This window comes from Caulobacter segnis ATCC 21756 (assembly GCF_000092285.1).
Taxonomy (GTDB): Bacteria; Pseudomonadota; Alphaproteobacteria; order Caulobacterales; family Caulobacteraceae; genus Caulobacter; species Caulobacter segnis.
Window position 1 is genome coordinate 393,979 of the sequence record NC_014100.1, and the last position, 19,902, is coordinate 413,880.

At 68.0% G+C, this 19,902-nt stretch carries 25 protein-coding genes and 1 pseudogene; 15 read left to right on the top strand and 11 right to left on the bottom strand.

Features of this window, described 5'->3' with window-relative positions; all coding sequences use genetic code 11:
• Complete coding sequence (locus tag CSEG_RS01970; protein WP_041538425.1) at nt 1-705, top strand: glutamine amidotransferase-related protein; 705 nt, start codon at nt 1-3, stop codon at nt 703-705.
• On the opposite strand, the gene CSEG_RS01975 is transcribed toward CSEG_RS01970, so the two are convergent.
• Nucleotides 671-1,363, bottom strand: a complete 693-nt coding sequence (locus tag CSEG_RS01975) for a TetR family transcriptional regulator (RefSeq protein WP_013077577.1) — start codon at nt 1,361-1,363, stop codon at nt 671-673. The genes CSEG_RS01970 and CSEG_RS01975 overlap by 35 nt on opposite strands.
• 84 nt (nt 1,364-1,447) lie before the next feature.
• Here CSEG_RS01975 and CSEG_RS01980 point away from each other — a divergent pair, with 84 nt between their 5' ends.
• Entirely contained in the window at nt 1,448-2,092 is a 645-nt protein-coding gene (locus CSEG_RS01980; protein WP_013077578.1) for an O-methyltransferase, read from the top strand.
• Between the two features lie 4 nt (nt 2,093-2,096).
• On the opposite strand, the gene hemF is transcribed toward CSEG_RS01980, so the two are convergent.
• On the bottom strand, nt 2,097-2,969 hold the full coding sequence (hemF, locus tag CSEG_RS01985; RefSeq protein WP_013077579.1) for an oxygen-dependent coproporphyrinogen oxidase: 873 nt from the start codon (nt 2,967-2,969) through the stop codon (nt 2,097-2,099).
• Nucleotides 2,970-3,105: 136 nt separating this feature from the next.
• Between hemF and CSEG_RS01990 the strand changes: the two genes are divergently transcribed.
• Nucleotides 3,106-4,395 carry an acetyl-CoA C-acyltransferase gene (locus tag CSEG_RS01990; RefSeq protein ID WP_013077580.1) on the top strand — a complete coding sequence of 430 codons (1,290 nt, stop codon included), beginning with the start codon at nt 3,106-3,108 and terminating at the stop codon, nt 4,393-4,395.
• 31 nt (nt 4,396-4,426) lie between these two features.
• Here the strand turns inward: CSEG_RS01990 and CSEG_RS22405 are convergent, their stop codons facing one another.
• The 3 genes from CSEG_RS22405 to phaR all read right to left on the bottom strand — a co-directional run bounded on the left by CSEG_RS22405 (nt 4,427) and on the right by phaR (nt 5,608).
• Entirely contained in the window at nt 4,427-4,492 is a 66-nt protein-coding gene (locus CSEG_RS22405; RefSeq protein ID WP_106907273.1) for a hypothetical protein, read from the bottom strand.
• An 89-nt stretch (nt 4,493-4,581) separates the two neighbouring features.
• A complete protein-coding gene (locus CSEG_RS01995; RefSeq protein WP_041538147.1) occupies nt 4,582-4,908 on the bottom strand; it encodes a hypothetical protein in 327 nt (108 codons plus the stop codon).
• 49 nt (nt 4,909-4,957) lie between these two features.
• Nucleotides 4,958-5,608 carry a polyhydroxyalkanoate synthesis repressor PhaR gene (gene phaR, locus CSEG_RS02000; protein WP_013077582.1) on the bottom strand — a complete coding sequence of 217 codons (651 nt, stop codon included), beginning with the start codon at nt 5,606-5,608 and terminating at the stop codon, nt 4,958-4,960.
• Nucleotides 5,609-5,828: 220 nt separating this feature from the next.
• Here phaR and CSEG_RS02005 point away from each other — a divergent pair, with 220 nt between their 5' ends.
• The 5 genes and pseudogenes from CSEG_RS02005 to CSEG_RS02020 all read left to right on the top strand — a co-directional run bounded on the left by CSEG_RS02005 (nt 5,829) and on the right by CSEG_RS02020 (nt 9,936).
• On the top strand, nt 5,829-7,004 hold the full coding sequence (locus CSEG_RS02005) for an acetyl-CoA C-acetyltransferase (RefSeq protein ID WP_013077583.1): 1,176 nt from the start codon (nt 5,829-5,831) through the stop codon (nt 7,002-7,004).
• A gap of 88 nt (nt 7,005-7,092) precedes the next feature.
• Nucleotides 7,093-7,815, top strand: coding sequence for a beta-ketoacyl-ACP reductase (phbB, locus tag CSEG_RS02010; RefSeq protein WP_013077584.1), 723 nt, complete (start codon nt 7,093-7,095; stop codon nt 7,813-7,815).
• A 149-nt stretch (nt 7,816-7,964) separates the two neighbouring features.
• Entirely contained in the window at nt 7,965-8,747 is a 783-nt protein-coding gene (locus CSEG_RS02015) for a DUF4908 domain-containing protein (RefSeq protein ID WP_013077585.1), read from the top strand.
• A gap of 175 nt (nt 8,748-8,922) precedes the next feature.
• Nucleotides 8,923-9,072, top strand: a pseudogene (locus tag CSEG_RS23055) (LacI family DNA-binding transcriptional regulator); the annotation flags it as partial.
• Between the two features lie 33 nt (nt 9,073-9,105).
• On the top strand, nt 9,106-9,936 hold the full coding sequence (locus CSEG_RS02020) for a substrate-binding domain-containing protein (protein WP_227878912.1): 831 nt from the start codon (nt 9,106-9,108) through the stop codon (nt 9,934-9,936).
• 8 nt (nt 9,937-9,944) lie between these two features.
• Here CSEG_RS02020 and CSEG_RS02025 read toward each other — a convergent pair whose 3' ends face one another.
• From CSEG_RS02025 to gloB, 3 genes are all read right to left on the bottom strand, one after another.
• Complete coding sequence (locus CSEG_RS02025) at nt 9,945-10,385, bottom strand: helix-turn-helix domain-containing protein (protein ID WP_013077587.1); 441 nt, start codon at nt 10,383-10,385, stop codon at nt 9,945-9,947.
• A 146-nt stretch (nt 10,386-10,531) separates the two neighbouring features.
• Nucleotides 10,532-11,014 (bottom strand): cupin domain-containing protein, encoded by a 483-nt coding sequence (locus tag CSEG_RS02030; protein ID WP_013077588.1) that lies wholly within the window; start codon nt 11,012-11,014, stop codon nt 10,532-10,534.
• Nucleotides 11,011-11,760, bottom strand: a complete 750-nt coding sequence (gene gloB / locus CSEG_RS02035) for a hydroxyacylglutathione hydrolase (protein WP_013077589.1) — start codon at nt 11,758-11,760, stop codon at nt 11,011-11,013. Before gloB ends, CSEG_RS02030 begins: the two co-directional genes overlap by 4 nt.
• 66 nt (nt 11,761-11,826) lie before the next feature.
• Between gloB and CSEG_RS02040 the strand changes: the two genes are divergently transcribed.
• The 3 genes from CSEG_RS02040 (at nt 11,827) to CSEG_RS02050 (ending at nt 14,638) form a co-directional block, all read left to right on the top strand.
• A complete protein-coding gene (locus CSEG_RS02040) occupies nt 11,827-12,606 on the top strand; it encodes a class I SAM-dependent methyltransferase (RefSeq protein ID WP_013077590.1) in 780 nt (259 codons plus the stop codon).
• Between the two features lie 85 nt (nt 12,607-12,691).
• A complete protein-coding gene (locus CSEG_RS02045) occupies nt 12,692-13,036 on the top strand; it encodes a P-II family nitrogen regulator (RefSeq protein WP_010918409.1) in 345 nt (114 codons plus the stop codon).
• 90 nt (nt 13,037-13,126) lie between these two features.
• Nucleotides 13,127-14,638, top strand: a complete 1,512-nt coding sequence (locus CSEG_RS02050) for a phospholipase D-like domain-containing protein (protein ID WP_013077591.1) — start codon at nt 13,127-13,129, stop codon at nt 14,636-14,638.
• Here the strand turns inward: CSEG_RS02050 and CSEG_RS02055 are convergent.
• The 3 genes from CSEG_RS02055 to metX are packed head-to-tail and all read right to left on the bottom strand — an operon-like array spanning nt 14,595 to nt 17,178.
• Nucleotides 14,595-15,374, bottom strand: coding sequence for an endonuclease/exonuclease/phosphatase family protein (locus tag CSEG_RS02055; protein ID WP_013077592.1), 780 nt, complete (start codon nt 15,372-15,374; stop codon nt 14,595-14,597). The two genes, CSEG_RS02050 and CSEG_RS02055, sit on opposite strands and share 44 nt — an antisense overlap.
• Nucleotides 15,371-16,033 (bottom strand): methionine biosynthesis protein MetW, encoded by a 663-nt coding sequence (gene metW / locus CSEG_RS02060; protein WP_013077593.1) that lies wholly within the window; start codon nt 16,031-16,033, stop codon nt 15,371-15,373. The genes CSEG_RS02055 and metW overlap by 4 nt, the downstream gene beginning before the upstream one ends.
• Nucleotides 16,030-17,178 carry a homoserine O-acetyltransferase MetX gene (gene metX, locus CSEG_RS02065; RefSeq protein ID WP_013077594.1) on the bottom strand — a complete coding sequence of 383 codons (1,149 nt, stop codon included), beginning with the start codon at nt 17,176-17,178 and terminating at the stop codon, nt 16,030-16,032. Before metX ends, metW begins: the two co-directional genes overlap by 4 nt.
• 78 nt (nt 17,179-17,256) lie before the next feature.
• Here metX and CSEG_RS02070 point away from each other — a divergent pair, with 78 nt between their 5' ends.
• Genes CSEG_RS02070 through CSEG_RS02085 form a run of 4 tightly spaced genes read left to right on the top strand, consistent with a single transcriptional unit; the run spans nt 17,257 to nt 19,902 of the window.
• On the top strand, nt 17,257-17,772 hold the full coding sequence (locus CSEG_RS02070; RefSeq protein WP_013077595.1) for a SixA phosphatase family protein: 516 nt from the start codon (nt 17,257-17,259) through the stop codon (nt 17,770-17,772).
• Nucleotides 17,769-18,113: a DUF952 domain-containing protein gene (locus CSEG_RS02075; RefSeq protein ID WP_013077596.1), complete on the top strand. Its 345-nt coding sequence runs from the start codon at nt 17,769-17,771 to the stop codon at nt 18,111-18,113. Before CSEG_RS02070 ends, CSEG_RS02075 begins: the two co-directional genes overlap by 4 nt.
• Nucleotides 18,110-19,168, top strand: a complete 1,059-nt coding sequence (locus tag CSEG_RS02080) for a quinone-dependent dihydroorotate dehydrogenase (protein ID WP_013077597.1) — start codon at nt 18,110-18,112, stop codon at nt 19,166-19,168. Before CSEG_RS02075 ends, CSEG_RS02080 begins: the two co-directional genes overlap by 4 nt.
• The gene (locus CSEG_RS02085; protein WP_013077598.1) at nt 19,165-19,902 is read left to right on the top strand and encodes a TVP38/TMEM64 family protein; all 738 of its coding nucleotides are present in this window, start codon (nt 19,165-19,167) and stop codon (nt 19,900-19,902) included. The genes CSEG_RS02080 and CSEG_RS02085 overlap by 4 nt, the downstream gene beginning before the upstream one ends.

Consider the following 19,902-nt stretch of genomic DNA (forward strand, 5'->3'; position numbering starts at 1 on the left):
TTGAGGATCGGCCTGCTCGAGACCGGCGAGCCGCCGGGCGACCTGCTGGAGACGTTCGGCGGCTATGGCGCGATGTTCGAGGCGCTGCTGGGACCGGCCTATGTCTATCGCGCCTACGACGTCCAGCGGGGCGAGCTGCCGGAGCGCCCCGCCGAGAACGACGCCTATGTCGTCACCGGCTCGGCGGCGGGCGTCTACGACCCGCTGCCGTGGATCGAGCCGCTGAAGGCCTTCCTGCGCCAGGCCAAGGGCGAAGCGCCGCTGGTCGGCGTGTGCTTTGGCCACCAGATCATGGCCGAGGCGTTCGGCGGGAAGGTGGTGAAGTCCGACAAGGGCTGGGGCGTAGGCCTGCATGCCTATGAGGTTTCGGGTGCCGCGCCGTGGATGGACGAGGTCACCGCCGTCGCCGTGCCGGCCTCCCATCAGGACCAGGTGATCGAGCCGCCGCCCGGCGCCCGCGTGCTGGCCGGCAGCGCCTTCACCCCGTACGGCATCCTCTCGTACGACGACGCCAAGGCGATCTCGATGCAGTTCCACCCGGAGTTCGATCCGGCCTACGCCAAGGCCCTGATCGAGGCGCGGCGCGGGACGCGGTTCACCGACGAACAGGCCGACGCGGCGATCGCCAGCCTCGACGCGGCGAACGATCGCGCTCGCATGGCCGAGTGGATCAATCGGTTCCTGGCTCGGGCGGTTCGCCCCTGAGGTTCGTGGTGACCGCCCCGCCGGCGGGGCCATGGCCTAGCCGTTCCAGATAGGCCGTGAACATGTCGGCCAAGCCGTCGGCGTAGGCGGTGATCTCGGCGTCCGTGCGAGGGGTCTCCGAGAAGCGCTTGCCGACCTCCTTGAGCGTCGTGGTGATCAGGTCGGCGGCCAGCGCGCGCGTGGGCTCCGTGGCCTCGGACAGCGCTTCCCGCATGAAGTCCGCCACGACCTGGGTCCCGGACACCCTCGCCACGCGCGCTTCTGGCGCGTCGCGATAGAGTGGGGCGGCGTCGTTCAGCGCCGTGCGCATCTGGGCCTCCTCGCACTCCGATCGAACGAAGGCGTGGACGACCACGCGTAGCCGCTCAAGCGGCGGACGGCCGGTGTCGGAAAGGATATTCGTCAGCAGCCCAGCCGTCTGGCGCCATTCGTCGCTCTGCAAGCGGAACAGGATCGCGGCCTTGTTTGGAAAGTACTGGTACACCGAGCCGACGCTCACCCCGGCCTTTTCGGCCACCCGAGCGGTGGTGAACCGCGTCGCGCCCTCCTTCGCCAAAACCTGAACAGCCGCTTCCAGGATCGCCGCGACCAGGTCGGCCGAGCGAGCCTGCTTGGGCAGCTTTCGCGAAGAAATCCTGGGGCTTGGGCGATCGGACATCGGGCTTCCGGCAATGCGAATAGGAAACCTGACGAATTAGTCGCATTTCTGGGTCGGGCGCAACGACGCGCCTTGGAGACCCTGATGAACACCCTGACCAAGATGGCGCCGATGCTGGAGCGCCTGTTCACACTGAGCGACGCGGCCCGGCCGGTCTTTTCCGACGTTCCCGGGAGCGAGCGCGAGCGGCTGATGCGAAGCAAAACCGAATATCTCGAGCTCTACGGCGCCCTGAAGGAATTTCCCCTGGCCGTCTCGCGCGAGGCCGGCGCTCTGCTCTACATGCTGTCCCGCGCGATCGGCGCCCAAACGATCGTCGAGTTCGGGACCTCGTTCGGAGTCTCGACCCTGCACCTCGCGGCGGCTGTACGCGACAACGGCGGCGGCCGCGTGATCACCACCGAGTTCGAGCCCTCGAAGGCTGAGCGCGCGCTGGAGCACTTCGTGGCTGGCGGCGTGACCGACCTGATCGAAATTCGCCTGGGCGACGCGATGCAGACCCTGGCCTCGGACCTGCCCGAGACCATCGACCTTGTTCTGCTGGACGGCGCCAAGGCGCTCTATCCGGAGATCCTGGCGATGCTGGAAAGCCGCCTGCGTCCTGGGGCGCTGATCATCGCCGACAACGCTGACTACGCGCCGGACTATCTCGCTCGCGTCCGCTCGGCCGAGGCCGGCTACCTGTCGGTCCCGTTTGGCGACGACGTCGAACTGTCGATGAAGCTGTAGAGCCTCAGGGCCACTTCACCGTCGGCGGCATCGAGCTGAGGATCGACTCGACATTGCCGCCCGTCTTCAGGCCGAAAGTCGTGCCGCGGTCGTAGAGCAGGTTGAACTCGACGTAGCGGCCGCGCTGAATGAGCTGCTGCTGGCGCTCATCGGCGGTCCAGGCTTCGCCCATCCGGCGCCGCACCAGGGTCGGATAGATCTCGAGGAAGGCGCGGCCGACGTCCTGGGTGAAGGCGAAGTCGCGCTCCCAGTCGCCGCTGTCGTGGTGGTCGTAGAAGATGCCGCCAATGCCGCGCGGCTCGTTGCGATGTGGCAGGAAGAAGTATTCGTCGCACCAGGCCTTGTACTTCGCATGCCAGGTCGGATCGTACTTGTCGCAGGCGCGCTGGTAGGCCGCGTGGAAGTCGATGGCGTCGGGGAAGTCCTGCTGGCGCTGGTAGCCGAGCAGGGGGGTCAGGTCGCCGCCGCCGCCAAACCACGTCTTGGTCGTGGCGATGAAGCGGGTGTTCATGTGCACGGCCGGCACGCGCGGATTGGTCATGTGCGCGATCAGGCTGACGCCCGTGGCGAAGAAGCGCGGGTCCTCGTCGGCGCCCGGCATGTTCTTGGCCATCTCGGGCGTGAAGGTCCCGTGCACTGTCGAGACATGGACGCCGACCTTCTCGAACAGGCGACCATGCATCATGCCCATGACGCCGCCACCGCCGGCCTCCCGGCTCCACGGCTTCTTCTCGAAGCGGCCAGGGGCTCCGGGATAGAGGTCCGCCGGCGCCTCGTCCTCCAGGCGCTCGAACTCGGCGCAGATCTGGTCTCGCAGACTTTCAAACCACGCCCGGGCGCGGGCCTTTTTGGCGTCGAGGTCTTGTTCGGTGCTCATGCTCGCCGATTAAGCCGCTCGGCGCGCGCGTGCAAAGGGGTTGTGCGCGCTTGGATGTCTAGCGCGGCGAAATTCGACAAGAGCCGGAAGGCGATCCCATATAGGCGAGGTCCTTTCCTCGCTCTGGAGTTTCGCCATGGCCACCGCCTCTTCGTCCGCCGCGAGCTCGTCCGGCGTGTGGCTCGCCGCAGGGGTCCGCAGCCCCTTTGCCAAGGTGGACGGCGCCCTGGCCGGCCATGATGCGATCGGCCTGTCGGTCCCCGTGGTCAAGGCGATGCTGGCGCGGGCAAAGCCGGACTTCGCCGTCTGGGGCACGGTCATTCCGAACCTGACCTGGAGCAATCTGGCCCGCGAGGTGCTGCTGGACGCTGGCGGCGATCCGACCATTCCAGCCTTCTCGACGGTGATGGCCTGCTCGACCAGCATGATCGGCGCGATCGAGGCGGCCGGCATGGTCGACGGGCGCGGCCGCGACCTGGCCCTGGTCGGCGGCGTCGAGAGCATGAGCCGCGTGCAGCTGGGCCTGTCCGTCGCCCTCTCGGACTGGATCCGCAAGTTCCAGAACGCCAAGACCGGCCAGCAGCGCCTGGCGGCCCTGGGCGCGCTGAACCTGAAGGACGTGCGCCTGTTCATCCCCAAGGTGGTCAACCGGGTCACCGGCCTGTCGATGGGCGAGCACACGGAGATCACCGCGAAGGAATGGAACCTGTCCCGCGCCGATCAGGACGCCATCGCCCTGGCCAGCCACCAGGGCGCGGTGAAGGGCTGGGAGAGCGGCTTCTTCGACGATCTCGTCATCCCGGTGGGCGAGGTCAAGCGCGACGGCATTCCGCGCAAGGACACCTCGCTCGAGAAGCTGGCCAAGCTGGGCCCCGCCTTCGACAAGACCAGCGGCAAGGGCACGCTGACGGCCGGCAACTCCTCGCCCCTGACGGACGGCGCGGCGGCGGTCTGGGTGGGCTCGGCGGCCGGCATGGCCCGCCTGCCGGGAGAAACCCCGAAGGTGCGTCTGGTCGACTACGAGGTCACTTCGATCGACCTGCGTCACGAGGGGCTCCTGATGGCCCCGGCCTATGGCGTGCCGCGCATGCTCGCCCGCAACGGCCTGACCTATGCGGACGTCGGTCTCTGGGAAATCCACGAGGCGTTCGCCGCCCAGGTGCTGTCGCACATCGCCGCGTGGGAAAGCGCCAAGTTCCTGAGCGAAAAGGCCGGCGTGACCACGCCGATGGGCGCTTTCCCGCGAGAGCGAATGAACCCCAATGGCGGCAGCCTCGCGCTGGGCCACCCCTTCGGAGCCACGGGCGCCCGGATCATCAGCCAGACGGTGAAGGAGTTGGCCGCCCGTCCGAAGGGCGAGCGCGCCATCGTCAGCATCTGCGCCGACGGCGGCCAGGGCACCATGATGCTGCTGGAGAGCGCGTAAGCGTGGCGTCCGCCCCGTGACAACAAAAGGCCTAGGTCAGGGCCGTGAAGATCAGGGCCACGACGGCGACGTCGAAGATGCGGATGGCGAGGGACAGCATGAAGGGCTCGCGGCGATGAGTGCGCGAGAGGTCAAGCAAGTTCCACGCCAGGGCGGCCGCTCGTCAGCGCTATGCGCCGAACGGGCCTAGATGTTGGTTTTCTTGATCAGGCCGGCCTTCGGGCGGCGGTCCGCCGGACCCGAATATTCCGTGCCGAGATAGGTCGATCTGGCCGCGTTGAGCACTTCCTGCCCACCGCGCAGGCCCCGCTTCTGGCCGACCTGACCCATCAGATGGGCGGCGAAGGCGGCGAAGCCCTCGCGGCGCGGCGGCGGAGGGGCGGGTTGCTCGTCCTCGTCCCCGGCCGTCAGAGCGACGTCCTCTTCCTCCCCATGACGCATGTCATCACGCGGCCCGGGCAGGGCGCGGCGCGTGAGACCTAGGCGTCGAATAGGATCGATCGGGCCGTTCATATCAGGGACGGTAGGGACGAGACGGTTAAGAAGGCCTCGCCAGGCGTGGTTAAGACTTGGTGGCCAACTTGGCGATCTGCTCCTGCATCGCCGCCAGCTGACGCTTGAGGTCCGCCAGCGAGTCGTCGCTCGGCGCGGGCGGCGGCGGAGCCGGCGCGGGGTCGGGCTGCGGGGCCGGCGCGTCTTCGGGGCGGACATAGGCGAAGGGCGAGAACATCTTCATGGCGCGGTCGAACAGCGCCATGTTCTGGCGGATCTGTTCTTCATAGACGCCGATGCCCGGCATCTTGCCCGGCGCCATGTTGGCCAGCTGGCCGCGCAGGCGTTCCTGCTGCTTGGTGAAGCTCTCCAGCGACATCTCCAGGTACGAGGGCAGGAAGGCCTGCATGGAGTTGCCGTAGAAGCCGATCAGCTGACGGAGGAACTGGATCGGCAGCAGGTTCTGGCCGCCGCCGCGGTTTTCCTCTTCGAAGATGATCTGGGTCAGCACCGAGCGGGTGATGTCGTCGTTGGTCTTGGCGTCATAGACCACGAAGTCGACGCCTTCCTTCACCATCTCGGAAAGGTGTTCCAGGGTGACGTACGAGGAAGACGCTGTGTTGTAGAGGCGACGGTTGGCGTATTTCTTGATGATCACGCGCTGGCCGGCCGTTTTTTCGGTCCCGGCGGCCGTTTCGCCTTTTTCAGGGTTCTCGGACATTTCGTTCCCTAGACAGCGGTTTCCGCCCGCCTTTCGCATCGCACTATCGCGAATGCAAAGGCATGGCGCCAGTGGTCTGATGACTTGGAGTCGTCATGATGCCGTGAAAATGTGCTGATGACGAACGCCACCGGCGTGTGCAAGGTGGTGTTGCACTGCAAAAAACCGTGGCGCCGCAATAGCTAAGGCGACGCCGCCAGATCGTTACGGGAGCTATCGCATGAGCGACGTCGTCATCGTTTCCGCCGCCCGCACGCCGGTGGGTTCGTTCAACGGGGCGCTGTCCAGCCTGCCCGCTTCGGAATTGGGCAGGGTCGCCATCGAGGCCGCCATCTCCCGCGCCGGCCTCCAGCCCAGCGACGTCGACGAGGTGATCCTCGGCCAGGTCCTGCAGGCGGGCGCGGGCCAGGGGCCTGCGCGTCAGGCCTCGGTCAAGGCGGGGATCCCGGTCGAGAGCCCGGCCTGGAGCCTCAACCAACTCTGCGGCTCGGGCCTGCGCGCCGTGGCGCTGGCGGCCCAGCAGATCGCGGCCGGCGACGCCGCCGTCGTCGTGGCGGGCGGTCAGGAAAGCATGAGCCAGGCGCCGCACGCTCAGAACCTGCGCGGCGGTCAGAAGATGGGCGACCTGTCGTTCGTCGACACGATGATCAAGGACGGCCTGTGGGACGCCTTCCACGGTTATCACATGGGCCAGACGGCCGAGAACATCGCCTCGCGCTGGCAGATCACCCGCGCCGACCAGGACGCCTTCGCCGTCGCCAGCCAGAACAAGGCCGAGGCCGCCCAGAAAGCCGGTAAGTTCGACGCCGAGATCGCGCCGGTCACGATCAAGGGCCGCAAGGGCGACACGGTCGTCGACAAGGACGAGTACATCCGTCACGGCGTGACGCTGGAGAGCATCTCGGGCCTGAAGCCCGCCTTCACCAAGGAGGGCTCGGTCACCGCGGCGAACGCGTCCGGTCTCAATGACGGCGCGGCCGCCCTGGTGCTGATGAGCGCCGAGGAAGCTCAGAAACGCGGCCTGAAGCCGCTGGCCCGCATCGCTTCCTGGGCCAACGCCGGCGTCGAGCCCGAGATCATGGGCACCGGTCCGATCCCGGCCAGCAAGAAGGCCTTGGAGAAGGCAGGCTGGACCGTCGCGGATCTCGACCTCGTGGAAAGCAACGAGGCCTTCGCCGCGCAATCGCTGTGCGTCGTCCGCGAGCTGGGCCTCGATCCGGCCAAGGTCAACGTCAACGGCGGCGCCATCGCCATCGGGCATCCGATCGGCGCCTCGGGCGCGCGCGTCCTGACCACCCTGCTGCACGAAATGAAGCGTTCGGGCGCCCAGAAGGGCCTCGCCACGTTGTGCATCGGTGGGGGTATGGGCGTGGCCATGTGCGTCGAGGCGGTCTGACCGCCTGAAGTCACCGGGGACGCGCGTCCGGCTCAAAGAGTCGGGCGCGTGGTGACGACGAACGAAAAACAATAATCGGGAGAGAGAAATGACGAGAGTTGCGTTCGTGACGGGGGGGACCCGCGGTATCGGGCGGGCGATCTGCGAGCGGCTGATCGCCGATGGCCACAAGGTGGCGGCCGGCTACTCCGGCAATGAGGCCGCCGCCGAGGCCTGCGCCAAGGCGCTGGGCGTGATGGTGGTGAAAGGCAATGTCGGCTCGTTCGACGACTGCCAGGCCGCGGTGAAGACGGTCGAGGCTGAGCTCGGGCCGATCGACATCCTGGTCAACAACGCCGGCATCACCCGCGACGGCATGCTGCACAAGATGACCTACGAGCAGTGGTCCGAGGTGATCCGCGTCAACATGGACTCGGCCTTCAACATGACCCGCCCGGTGATCGAGGGCATGCGAGAGCGCAGCTGGGGGCGGATCATCAACATCAGCTCGATCAACGGCCAGAAAGGCCAGATGGGCCAGACCAACTATTCGGCCGCCAAGGCCGGATTGATCGGCTTCACCAAGGCCTTGGCCCTCGAGAACGCCAAGAAGGGCGTGACGGTGAACGTGATCTGCCCCGGCTATATCGACACCGAGATGGTGGCCGCGGTGCCCGAGAACGTGCTGGCCCAGATCGTCGCCGGCATCCCGGTGGGGCGCTTGGGCAAGGGCGAGGAGATCGCCGACATGGTCTCGTTCCTGGCCGGAGAGCGGGCGGGTTTCGTGACCGGCGCGACGCTCAGCCTCAACGGCGGCCAATACATGGCCTGACCGTCCTGTACGGTCCGCTCTGTACGGACCACATCCCCCGAAGTCGGGCTTGACGGCGACTGTGTCGTTTTGGCCTCATGCGGCCGTCTTCGGGGGAACGACGCTTTGACGTCCAAGATTCGCCCCAGTCGGCGGGCAGTACGGATCGCATGAAATTCTGTAAGGCGGAGTTGGGCGTGAGGGGGGCGAAAGCGACCCTGTCGATCCTCGCTCTGATGCTGATGGCGGGGGCGGCCGACGCTCAACAACTGCCGCATTCGCTGCGGGACGCCCTGCTGGGACATCGGGGCGCCGGCGAGGCGCGCCGCGTAGCCGCCCCGCCGGTCGCGCGCTACGTTTCCGAGACTGGCGGGACCTTCGTCTTCGACAAGGCCGCGCCGCAGCCCCTGATCAAGTTCGACAACAGCACCGAGGTCTGGGTCCTGTCTCCCCAGCCGGCCTCGCGGGGCGATGTCATCTACCGCAACGATCTGGGCGAGCCCGTTCTGCGGGTCACCAAGCTGGGTGGCGTTATCCTGTTCACGGACGACGCCCCGATGGGCGCGGCGGTGGCGCTGTCGGGCCGCGCGTCGTCGATCCAGCCGCCGGCGGTTCTCTCGGTCGCGGCCCTGTTCCAACGCCTGGTCATCGCGGCCAACCGCGCCAGCCGCGCCGCGCAGCGCCAGATCGAGTTCGCCACCCTGGAGGACGCGCGACCGGAGACCTCGGTGCTGATCGCCGACTCCGCCATCGTGACGGCCGAGGCCTTCGAGCAAGCCGCGCGCAAGGGCGATCGGTCGATCCTGTCCAAGGTCGGGCGCGTGCTCCTGACCGAGGGGCGTAAGCCGAGCGCCCAGGTCAAGGACGGTTCGCTGATCGTCACCTACGCGCCGGGGCAGGGTTTGGCGGGGCGGCCGTCATCCAAGCGCATCATCAAGGTGATGGACCGGTAAGGCCTAAGATAGTGCGGGCGTAACCATAAAGCCTTAGGTGGCGTTTACTCCCCGCCCGATACCAATGTTCTTCAAATTAGAACCCGCGTGCGTCCCGCCTTGTCGGCGGCGGCGTTCCGCGGGTGATGTTCGTTGGCAAGGTCTCTCGGTCGTCATGGATAGCCCCGATCTGGTTATGGCTCCCGAGCGCGGTCGCCTGAAGATGGCCGACATCGCCCGCATGGCCGGGGTGTCGATCTCGACGGTGTCGCGCGCGCTCGCCGGCAATCCGCTGATCCCCAAGGCGCTGCGTGACCAGATCGTCGAGATCGCCCAGACCCACGGCTATGTCGTCAACCAGTCGGCGCGCAGTCTGCGCTTGCGCAAGACCGACACGATCGGCGTCATCATTCCGCTGGCGCACGAGGCCGGTCAGACGATCTCGGACCCGTTCTTCCTGGAGATCGTGGGGCGGCTGGCCGACGAGATCACCCGGCGCGACTACCTGGTGCTGCTGAACAAGGTGATCACCACCGAGCCGGGCTGGTTGGACAGGATCATCCAGTCGCACCGCGCCGACGGCCTTCTGATCATAGGCCAAAGCACTCAGCACGAGGCGCTCAACAGCGTGGCCGACACCTATCGGCCGATGGTGGTGTGGGGCGCGACCATGCCGGGACACCGCTACTGCCTGGCGGGCAGCGACAATCGCGAGGGCGGGCGCCTAGCCGTGTCGCATCTGATCGCGCGGGGGCGGCGTCGGATCGCCTTCCTGGGCGAAGTCGACGCTCCCGAGGCGGTCCAGCGGTTCGAGGGCTATCGCAAGGGTCTCGATGAGGCGGGAGTCGCGTTCGATCCGGCGCTGGTCATCCCTTCGCACTACACCCGCGGAGACGCGCAGCGGGCGGTGGAGGGGCTCCTGGCTTCGGGCGTCCAGTTCGACGCGGTGTTCGCCTTTTCCGATGTCCTGGCCCTGACCGCGTTGACGACGCTGCAGCGGGCGGGCAAGCGCGTGCCTGAAGACGTCGCGGTGGTCGGGTTCGACGACATCCTGCTGGCTCAGCACAGCACCCCGCCGCTCACCACCATTCGGGTGGACCTGGAGGCGGGCGCTCGGACCATGGTCGATCTGCTTTTCCGCCGCATGGCGGGGGCCAGTTCTCCATCGACCATCTCGCCGGTGGAGTTGGTGGTCCGCGAAAGCGCCTAGCGGTTCGGTCAGGCGGCGTCGACGCCGACCGACTTCAATTCCTTGAGGAAGCGCATCAGGCTCTGATGCGACCGGCGTATGCCGTTCATGAACTCGGGCTTGGCGAAGACCGACTGCGGCACGATGAAGCCCTCGCGGCCGACGCGCTTGGCGACGCCCCGATCCTGCATCTCGACGAAGCGGCGACGGACGGTCTCGTACGGCAGGCCGAGGGAGTCGGCGACTTGGCGAACGGTCAGTGGGCGACGCTCATGGTCGGGAGGGACGTCGTCAATTGCGGCATAGGCCGAGCCCTTGAGGTGCGAGGTGTTGCCAGACCAAAGTGTCGTGAAGACAAGGCTATACAGAAGATCCGCATGGTGGACTTCGTTGGCGATTTCCACCCACCTCAAAAGGTAATCCGTTGCATATCGGTGGGCGGCGCGAACGTTCGTGAACTCTTCAGACATTTATAGAGTAACTCCCCCTCAGTCAGCTTTTCGGCTGACTTAAAAAGGATTGCACGCCTACAACGCCGAAGCCATGCGACCAAGTTGCCCAGTTTGGGTATTCGCCGGAAGCTCTGCGGCGAAAGGTCGCGCTCACCCCCGAGGATTTAGATGCGGGAGGGAGTCCAGTCCGACGGGGCCATCTCGAAGCCCTCAAACCGGAAGCCGGGCGCGACGGTGCACCCGACCAGGGTCCACGCGCCGAGGCTGACGGCGGTCTGCCACCAGGACGTCGGCACGACGACCTGGGGCCTGCAGCCCGCACGAAGATCGGGACCCAGGACGTAGGCGGTCGCGCCCTTGCCGTCTGGCGGAGACAGGGTGATCGAGATCGGCGCTCCGGCGTACCAGTGCCAGGTCTCGACGGCGTCGACGCGGTGCCAGACCGAGACCTGATCGGCCTCGAGCAGGAAGTAGATGCAGGTCGATTTCGCCCGGCCGTCGGGGCCCGGCTCGTCCCGGAAGGTCTGGCGGTACCAGCCGCCCTCCGGATGCGGCTGGAGGTCCAGCATCCGGATGATCTCCTTGGCGCCCAGGTCGCCGGCGATAGCCCCTCCGGCCCGATTTGACTCGATCACGCGTTCACTCATCCCTTGAAGCTGTCCTTGGTCGCGCGGATCTCGGCGAAGGCCTCGGCGGGCGAGGCCGCGTTCGGCCGCAGCAGAGGCGCGCGCAGGAACGGATTGGTCGCCTTCTCGGCGGCGATGGTGGTGGGCACGGTCGGCTCACCCCGCTCGCGCGCGGCGAACACCGCGTCAGCGCGCGCCTTCAGCGCGGGAGCGTCGTCGACCGACAGCGCGAAGCGCGCGTTCGAGGCGGTGTATTCGTGGGCGCAGTAGACCGTGGTCTGGTCCGGCAGGGCGGTAAGGCGTGACAGCGAGGCCCACATCTGCTCGGGCGTCCCTTCGAACAGGCGACCGCAGCCCAAGGCGAAAAGCGTGTCGCCGACGAAAGCGATCCCGTCGGCGGGAGCGTGGTAGCTGACGTGGCCCAGCGTGTGGCCGCCCGTGTCGAGGACCTCGAAGCGGGTCTCGCCCAACATCACCGTGTCGCCGTCCGTGAGCGCGCGATCCACCGGCGCGATCCGTGTGACTTCCGAAGGCCCGGCGATCATCGCGCCCGTGGCCGCCTTCAGGGCCTCATTGCCGCCGGCGTGGTCTGGGTGCCAGTGCGTGTTGAGGATCAGGTCGAGTTTCCAGCCCAGTGCGTCGAGCGCCGTCAGGATCGTCTCGGAGTCGGGCGTATCGATCGTCGCGACCTGGCCGCTGGCCTCGTCACGGACGAGGAAGCCGTAGTTGTCGGACAGGCACGGGAACTGATGGATGGTGACGGGCATGGCGCAAGCTCTATCGCCACGACGCGGGCGCGAATACAAGGATGGCCTCCAAGTTCGGGAGACTCAATGCGCCGCGACGTGCTCGATCTCAGGGCTTTCTACGCCGCCCCCCTAGGCCGCGCCGCCCGGACCATGCTCACGCGCAAGGTCGAGGAGGCCTGGGGCGATACGCGAGGCCTGGACGTGCTGGGTCTCGGCTACGCCACGCCCTTCCTGGACGCGGCCCGGGCCAACGCCCGCCGCGTGGTCGCCGCCATGCCGGCTCAGCAGGGCGTGGAGGTCTGGCCTCATGGCGGCCGCAACCAGGCCTGCCTGGTCGAGGAAACCGCGCTCCCCCTGCCGAACGCCCTCTTCGACCGCGTTCTGGCCGTCCACGCCCTGGAAGAGGCCGACGATCCCGCGGCGCTGCTGGCCGAGATCGGGCGGGTCATGGCGCCGACCGGCCGCCTGATCGTCGCGGTCTCGTCGCGCGACGGCGTCTGGGCGGGCGCGGAGGGAACGCCTTTCGGCCATGGCCGCCCTTACAGCCGAAGCCAGCTGGAAAGCCTGATCCGGGAAGCCGGCCTCGAACCCGCCGGCTGGACGCGGGCGCTCTATGTCCCGCCCTTCGCCGCGATGTCGGGCTGGGCCGAGGGCTTCGAGCAGGTCGGGGCGCGCCTTTGGCCGCGGTTCGCCGGGGTGATTCTGATGGAAGCGATCAAGCAGACCTTCGCCGTGAAGCCCCAGGGCCGGAAGGCGCGCGCGCGGGTGTTCGCGCCTGGCGTCCTGCTGCCCAGCCCCGCCGGTCCGACCCCGGTGCGCCATGGCAAGGGGCGCCCGGCGCCCGTTCATAAGGCGCCAAGCTAGCCCTGAGCGCGAACGGGCTTGGAGCCTGGCCTCGGGACGCCTAGCTTGGAGTCGTAACCACCGTCCGTTCGCGGGAGCCGCGCCAATGAAAATGATCGTCGCCGTGATTAAGCCGAGCCGCCTGGACGCGGTGCTCGAAGCGGTCACCGAGGCGGGAGCGTCGGGCCTGACCGTGACCGAGGTTCGCGGCTACGGTCGCCAGAAGGGCAAGACCGAGGTCTATCGCGGCGCCGAGTACGAGGTGAAGCTGCTGCCCAAGGTGAAGCTGGAGATCGCCGTCCCGACGGACGTGCTCGAACCGGTGATCGAGGCCCTGCAACGCACCGCCAACACGGGCAAGATCGGCGACGGCAAGGTCTTCGTCATGGACCTGGAGCAAGCCTTGCGCATTCGCACCGGTGAGCGCGACGCGGCCGCGATCGCGGGTTAGCCTCGCGGTCGGTTTTGACACGACCTCGCCTTGAAGCGGAGCCATAGCTGGGCTCCGCGCGTTGTCCAGGTTCACGGCGTTCAGGGCGACATGGATTCTGCTTCTTCCGTTTTTGAGCTGGGCCAGACCTGCTGGCGGGTCGAGGCCGCCGATCGCGTGGCCCTGCTGATCGACAACGACGAGGCGTTCGACGCGCTGAAGCCCCTGCTTCTGTCGGCGCGCAAGTCGATCTGGATCCTCGCCTGGGTGTTTGACCCCCTGACGCGCCTGGATCCCGATCGCGTGCGCAAGAGCCGTGATCCGACCCAAGCCGACCGGATCGGCCTGATCTTGCGTCGGCAGGCGGCGCTGAACCCGGCGCTGGACGTGCGGGTGCTGACCTGGGACATGCCGTTTCCGATCGCCGCCTCTCAGCTGTTCGGACCCCATCGCGGGGCGGCCTTTTTCGCGGGCTCGCGCGTCAAGTACCGGCTGGACGCCACCCTGCCCGCCAGCGCCTGCCATCACCAGAAGGCGGTGATCATCGACGGCGTCACCGCCCTGGTGAGCGGCGGCGACATCGGTGTGGATCGCTGGGACGACTGCCAACACCTGGACAACAACCCGCTGCGACGCCTGCCGACCGGCCGCCACTATCCGCCGCGGCACGAGGTCTCGATGCTGGTCGACGGCCGCGCCGGCGAGGCGATGGCGGACCTCTTCATCGACCGCTGGCGCGCCTCTGGCGGCGACGCGATCGAGCGGCCGCCCCGGCCCGACGTGACGCCTTGGCCGGATCATTTGTCTCCGGACCTTCGCCGGCTACCCGTCGCGGTGGCCCGCACCTCGGCCGAGTGGCGCGGGCGTCCGGAGATCACCGAGTGCCTGCTGCTGCACCTGGCGGCGATCCGCAGCGCTCGGCGGCTGATCTATCTGGAAAACCAGTACCTGACCTCGCCGATCATCGTCGAAGCCCTGGCCGAGCGTCTCTTCGAACCGGACGGGCCCGAGGTCGTCACGATCGGCCCCGCGCGCAGTCCCAGCTATTTCGACCAGATGACCATGGACAGCGCCCGGACGGCGGCGATCAACCGCCTGCGCGAGGTCGATATCCACCAACGCTTCTCGGCCTTCTCGGCGCACACGCCGAACGGCGGACCGATCATCGTCCATTCCAAGGTCACGATCATCGACGATCGGCTGTTGCGGATTGGCTCGGCCAATCTGAACAATCGCTCGATCGGTCTCGACAGCGAATGCGATGTGGCGTTCGAAGCGCGCACCGATCTTGAGCGGGAGACGGTGCGAGGGTTCCTGGGACGGTTGGTCGGGCACTTTATCGACCGCTCGGCGATGGACGTGCTCGACGCCATGGAGCGGGAAGGCGGCCTTGGGGCCGCGATCAACGCGCTGGACGTGCGGGGTGGGCCGCCGCGCCGCTTGCGGCCCGCCCCGGCTCGCAAACTGGGCCGCATCCAGAAGTTCATCGCCGACTGGAGCTTGGGCGACGCCATCGCGCCCGACGACGCCTGGCGGCCGTGGGGGCGTCGCGCGCGGCTGCGGCGCGACATCGCCCGTCTTACCGCTCCGCCGCCGGAGCCGCCTGAGCGTCTGCAGCCGTGACCTCGAGGTCGACCACCAGCGGCAGGTGGTCCGAGGCGATCCGGGCTCTGGCGTCGTAGGGCGAGCGCACGCCCCGCGTCTCCAGGCCCTTCGTCAAGAAGACGTGGTCGATGCGCATGAACGGGAAGCTCGACGGGAAGGTCGCGGTCGCCGGGCGTGGCCAGGCGGGCGAGGGCGCCTGGGCGTCGCGAAGAGCCGTGCGCAGCATCCGGTAGGTCGCCGAATAGGGCGTGGCGTTGAAGTCGCCCAGCACGACGCCGGGCGCGACCCAGCGATCGTCACCCATCCAGTCCGGTCCCAGAAGGGCCGCCGCCTGCCGCTTCTGCTCCTGCGGCACGAGGCCCAGGTGCGTGTTGATGATCTGGACCTTGGTTCCGCCGACCTCGACCTCGATCCAAAGCGCGCCGCGCGGCTCGAGGCCCGGCACGCGGCGATAGAGCGGCAGGCCCTTGGCCTTGATCCGACGTTCGGGCAGGGCGGTGAGAATGGCGTCCCCGTAGAGCTCTTCCTCCACGGCCATGGCCGGGTGGAAATGGAAGCTCATCTTCAGGAGTTCGGCCAGGCGATGGGCCTGATCCACGCCGCGCGTGCGGGCGCGACGGACGTCCAGCTCTTGCAGGGCGACCACGTCGGGGCGTTCGGCGGCGATCACCTCGGCCACACGCTCGACATCGAGCTTGCGGTCGGCGCCCACGCAGCGGTGGACGTTGTACGTCATGAGACGAAGGGTCTTCATCCGTCGAAGAGATCGCCCGAGCCGGGCGAAGGTTCCCGCACCGCGGGCCCGCCGTTGCGGCTGAGCATGAAGAGGCAGCTTTCGGCCCGCCAGTTCTCGACCGCCTTCGTCGGATCGATCGGCCGCGCCGGACCCTTTCCGGCGAAGGCCGCGCAGGCGTCGACGCGCAGGTTCAGGTCCTCGGTCAGGGCCATGAAGTCGGCAAGGGTGCAGAGATGGATGTTCGGCGTCGACCACCAGGGCAGGGGCAGGGCCTTGGTCTCGGGCATGCGGCCCCGGCTCAGCAGCGACCAGCGCACTCGCCAGTGGCCGAAGTTCGGGAACGAGACGATGGCCCGCTCGGCGATGCGCAGCAGTTCATTGAGGACGTGGCGCGGGTTGCGCGTGGCCTGCAGGGTCTGGGACAGCACCGCGTAGTCGAAACTGCGGTCGGGGAAGTGGTCCAGGTCCAGGTCGGCGTCACCCTGCACCACCGAAAGCCCTCTCGCCATGCAGGCGGCGACGCCGCTGGCGCTGAGCTCCAGGCCCCGGCCGTCGATCTGCTTTTCATGGGCCAGCAGGTCCAGCAACGCGCCCTCGCCGCAGCCGACGTCCAGCACGCGCGAGCCCGGGCGCACCAGGCGCAGGATTTCGCGGAAGTCTTCGCGGATGAATGTCACGCCAGCCCCCGATCGCGTTCCGCCGAGCTCAGGAACCCGGCCAGCGCCGAGTCCATCACCGGCTCGTCCAGCAGGAAGGCGTCGTGGCCCTTGTCGCTCTCGATCTCGACGAAGGCCGCCTTGGCGCCCGCGGCGGTCAGGGCGCGCACGAGGTGCCGGCTCTCGGCGGTCGGATAGAGCCAGTCGCTGGTGAAGCTCAGCACGCAGAACCGCACGTTCCGCGCCCCGGTGAAGGCCTTGGCCAGCACCCCGCCATGGGCGGCGGCGATGTCGAAATAGTCGGTGGCCCGCGTGATGTAGAGGTAGCTGTTGGCGTCGAAGCGATCCACGAAGCTGGCCCCCTGGTGGCGCAGGTAGCTCTCGACCTGGAAGTCGGCGTCGAAGCCCCAGGACAGCCCATCGCGCTTCAGTTCGCGGCCGAACTTCCGCTGCAGGGCGGGCTCGGACAGATAGGTGATGTGCGCGGCCATCCGCGCCACGGCCAGGCCCTTGCCGGGCTGCACGCCGTGCTCGGCATAGGCGCCGCCGCGCCAGTCGGGGTCGGCCATGATCGCCTGGCGGCCCACCTCGTGGAAGGCGATGTTCTGGGCCGAGTGACGCGAGGCCGAGGCCAGGATCACGGCGCTGAACAGGCGCTCGGGATGGTCGACGGCCCACTGCTGGGCCTGCATGCCGCCCATCGAGCCGCCGATCACGGCGAACAGGGTCTCGATGCCCAGCGCCTTCACCAGCATGGCCTGCGCACGAACCATGTCGGCGATGGTGATCACCGGGAACGACAGGCCATAGGCCTTGCCGGTCGCCGGGTTGATCGAGGCTGGGCCGGTCGAGCCCATGCAGCCGCCGATCACGTTCGAGCAGATGATGAAGTGCTTCTGCGGGTCCAGCGGCTTGCCGGGGCCTATCATCCGCAGCCACCAGCCGGGCTTGCCCGTCGTCGGGTGCGGCGAGGCCACGAACTGGTCGCCGGTCAGGGCGTGACAGATCAGGATGGCGTTGGACTTGTCGGCGTTGAGCTGGCCATAGGTCTGGTAGCCGATCTCGAGCCCTTCGAGCACGGCGCCGGAATCCAGTCGTAGCGGTTCGTTCTCAGGAAACCGCCAGGTTCCTCCGCCGGCGGGCGTGATCAGATCGAGCGCAGCCATGCCGCCTTGGAGCGCTTGACGAAGAAGGTGTCAACCGCCCGCTTCCTGCCAGGCCAAGGTGCGGCTATGGAGGACGCCATGGACCGACTGATCCTGATGCGTCACGGCAAGGCCGAACGGCATGCCCAGAACGGGGGCGACTTCGAGCGCGCGCTGGTCGACAGCGGCCGCGTCGACGCCGCCGTCATGGGCCGTGTGCTGGCCGACACCGGTGTCGCGCCCGACCTTATGCTGGTGTCTTCCGCGCGTCGGACGCGCGAGACCGCCGAGCAGGTGCTGACGGCGCACGATCAGAGGGCGCGCGTGGAGCATCTGCGCGATCTCTATCACGCCGATCCGGAAGACATCCTTCAGGCCCTGGACGATCATGGCGACGGCGCCGGGACGGTCATGGTTGTGGGGCATAACCCCGGCCTGCACGAGTTGGCGCTGCGCCTCGCCGTGCAAGGCGGCGCCTCGCCGATCCAGACCAATCGGCTGCGGGGCCGCTTCCCGACGGCCACGGTGGTGGTCTTCGGTTGGAATGGCCAGGGCGCGCCGGTGTTGGAGCACCTTTTCTACGCTCACGAGAACGGCGGGGCCGGCGGCGAATGACCCTGATCTACAAGATCCTGTCCCGGGCGGAGTGGGCGAGCGCCCAGGCCGCCGGGCGCTTCGACGGCTCGGCGGTCGATCTGGCCGACGGCTTCATCCACCTCTCCGCCGCCGACCAGGCCCAGGAGACCGCCGCCAAGTGGTTCAGCGGACAGGCCGATCTCGTCCTGCTGGGCGTCGAGGCCGAGGGGCTGGGCGAGGCGCTGAAGTGGGAGGCTTCGCGCGGCGGAGCCTTGTTTCCGCACCTCTATCGCCCGCTGCTGACCCACGAGGTCGTCAGCCAGCGAGAGCTTGAATTGGACGCCGACGGCGTGCCGCAACTGGGCGTTCTATCCGCATGAGCCTTCACGACGTCGCCGCCCGCGCCCTGCACGCCTTCGACCCCGAGGACGCGCACGGCCTGGCCATCCGAGGGCTGAAGCTGGGGCTGGGACCGCGCGACGTGGGTCCTGACGATCCGATCCTCGCCTTCCAGCTGGCGGGTCTGTCGCTGCCCAACTGCGTCGGCTTGGCGGCCGGCTTCGACAAGAACGCCGAGGTTCCCGACGCCATGCTGGCCGCCGGCTTCGGCTTCGTCGAGGCGGGCACCGTCACGCCGCTGGCCCAAGCCGGCAATCCGCGCCCGCGCCTGTTCCGCCTGACCGAGGACCAGGCGGTGATCAACCGCATGGGCTTCAACAACGGCGGCCTGGAGCCGTTCGCGCGCCGCCTGTCCGCCCGCAAGGGGCGGGGCGGCCTGGTGGGCGCCAATATCGGGGCGAACAAGGACGCGACCGACCGCATCCAGGACTACGTCACGGGCCTCACGCGCCTGTGGGGTCTCTCGGACTATTTCACCGCCAACATCTCCTCGCCCAACACCCCGGGCCTGCGCGCCCTGCAGACCAAGGCGGCTTTGGAGGAGTTGCTAGGCCGTCTCGCCGAGGCCCGCGCGACCCTGAAGGCGCAGTCCGGCCGCGACTACCCGATCTTCCTGAAGGTCGCGCCGGATCTCGAGGACGGCGAGGTCGAGGCGATCGTCGAGACCGTGGTCGGCGCGAGCCTCGATGCGATCATCGTCAGCAACACCACCATCGCCCGGCCGGACACCCTGAAATCGCCGCTGGCCGGAGAGAGCGGCGGCCTGTCGGGGGCGCCTTTGCTTGAGGCCTCGACGGCGGTGCTTAAGCGCTTCCACGCCGCCGCCGGGGGGCGCGTGGCGCTGATCGGCGCGGGCGGGATCGCCAGCGGCGCCGACGCCTACGCCAAGATCCGCGCGGGCGCCCAGGCCGTGCAGCTCTATTCGGCGCTCGTCTACGGCGGACCTGGCCTCGTCGTCCGGATCAAGCGCGAGCTGGCCGCACGCCTGCGGGCCGACGGTTTCGCGGCCGTTCAGGACGCGGTCGGCGCGGCATGACGCGCGAGCGGGTCCTGACGCTTCTGCGCCGTTTCGGGCCCTTGGCGCTGATCGTCGTCTTGTTCGTCGCGGCCTTCGCCACGGGTCTGGCGGACCACATCTCGCTGGAGGAGTTGCGGGCGCGCGGTTCGGCGCTGCAGGCCTTCGCCCGCGAAAAGCCCCTTCTGTGCGTGGCGATCTACCTGGCGATCTATGTCAGCTCGGTGGCCATTTCGTTGCCGGGCGCGTTGATCCTGTCGCTGACCGGCGGCTTCCTGTTTGGTCCGATCGGCGGCGGTTTCGCGGCCGTGACCGGCGCCACGGGCGGCTCGACCATCACCTATCTCGTCTTCCGCACCGCGTTCGGCGCCATGCTGCGCAAGAAGCCGACCGCGTTCCTGGCCAGGGTCGAGGCGGGCTTCAAAGGCGATGCGTTCAACTATCTGCTGACCCTGCGGCTGATCCCCGCGTTTCCTCTTCTGGTGGTCAATGTCGCGGCAGGCGTGATGGGCATTCGGGCCCGTATCTTCATTCTGGCTTCGGTGTTGGGCATGATTCCCAGCTCTTTCGTTTACGCCGGGATCGGGGCGGGGTTGGGCCACATCTTCGCCAAGGGCGGGCCGGTGACGCTGGAGACCCTGTTCTCGCCGCGCATCTATCTGCCCATCATCGGCATGGGCGTGCTGGCCTTTCTCCCGCCGTTGTGGCGCCATTGGCGCAACGGGCGCGACGTCGCGCCGTTGGACGAGAAGTAG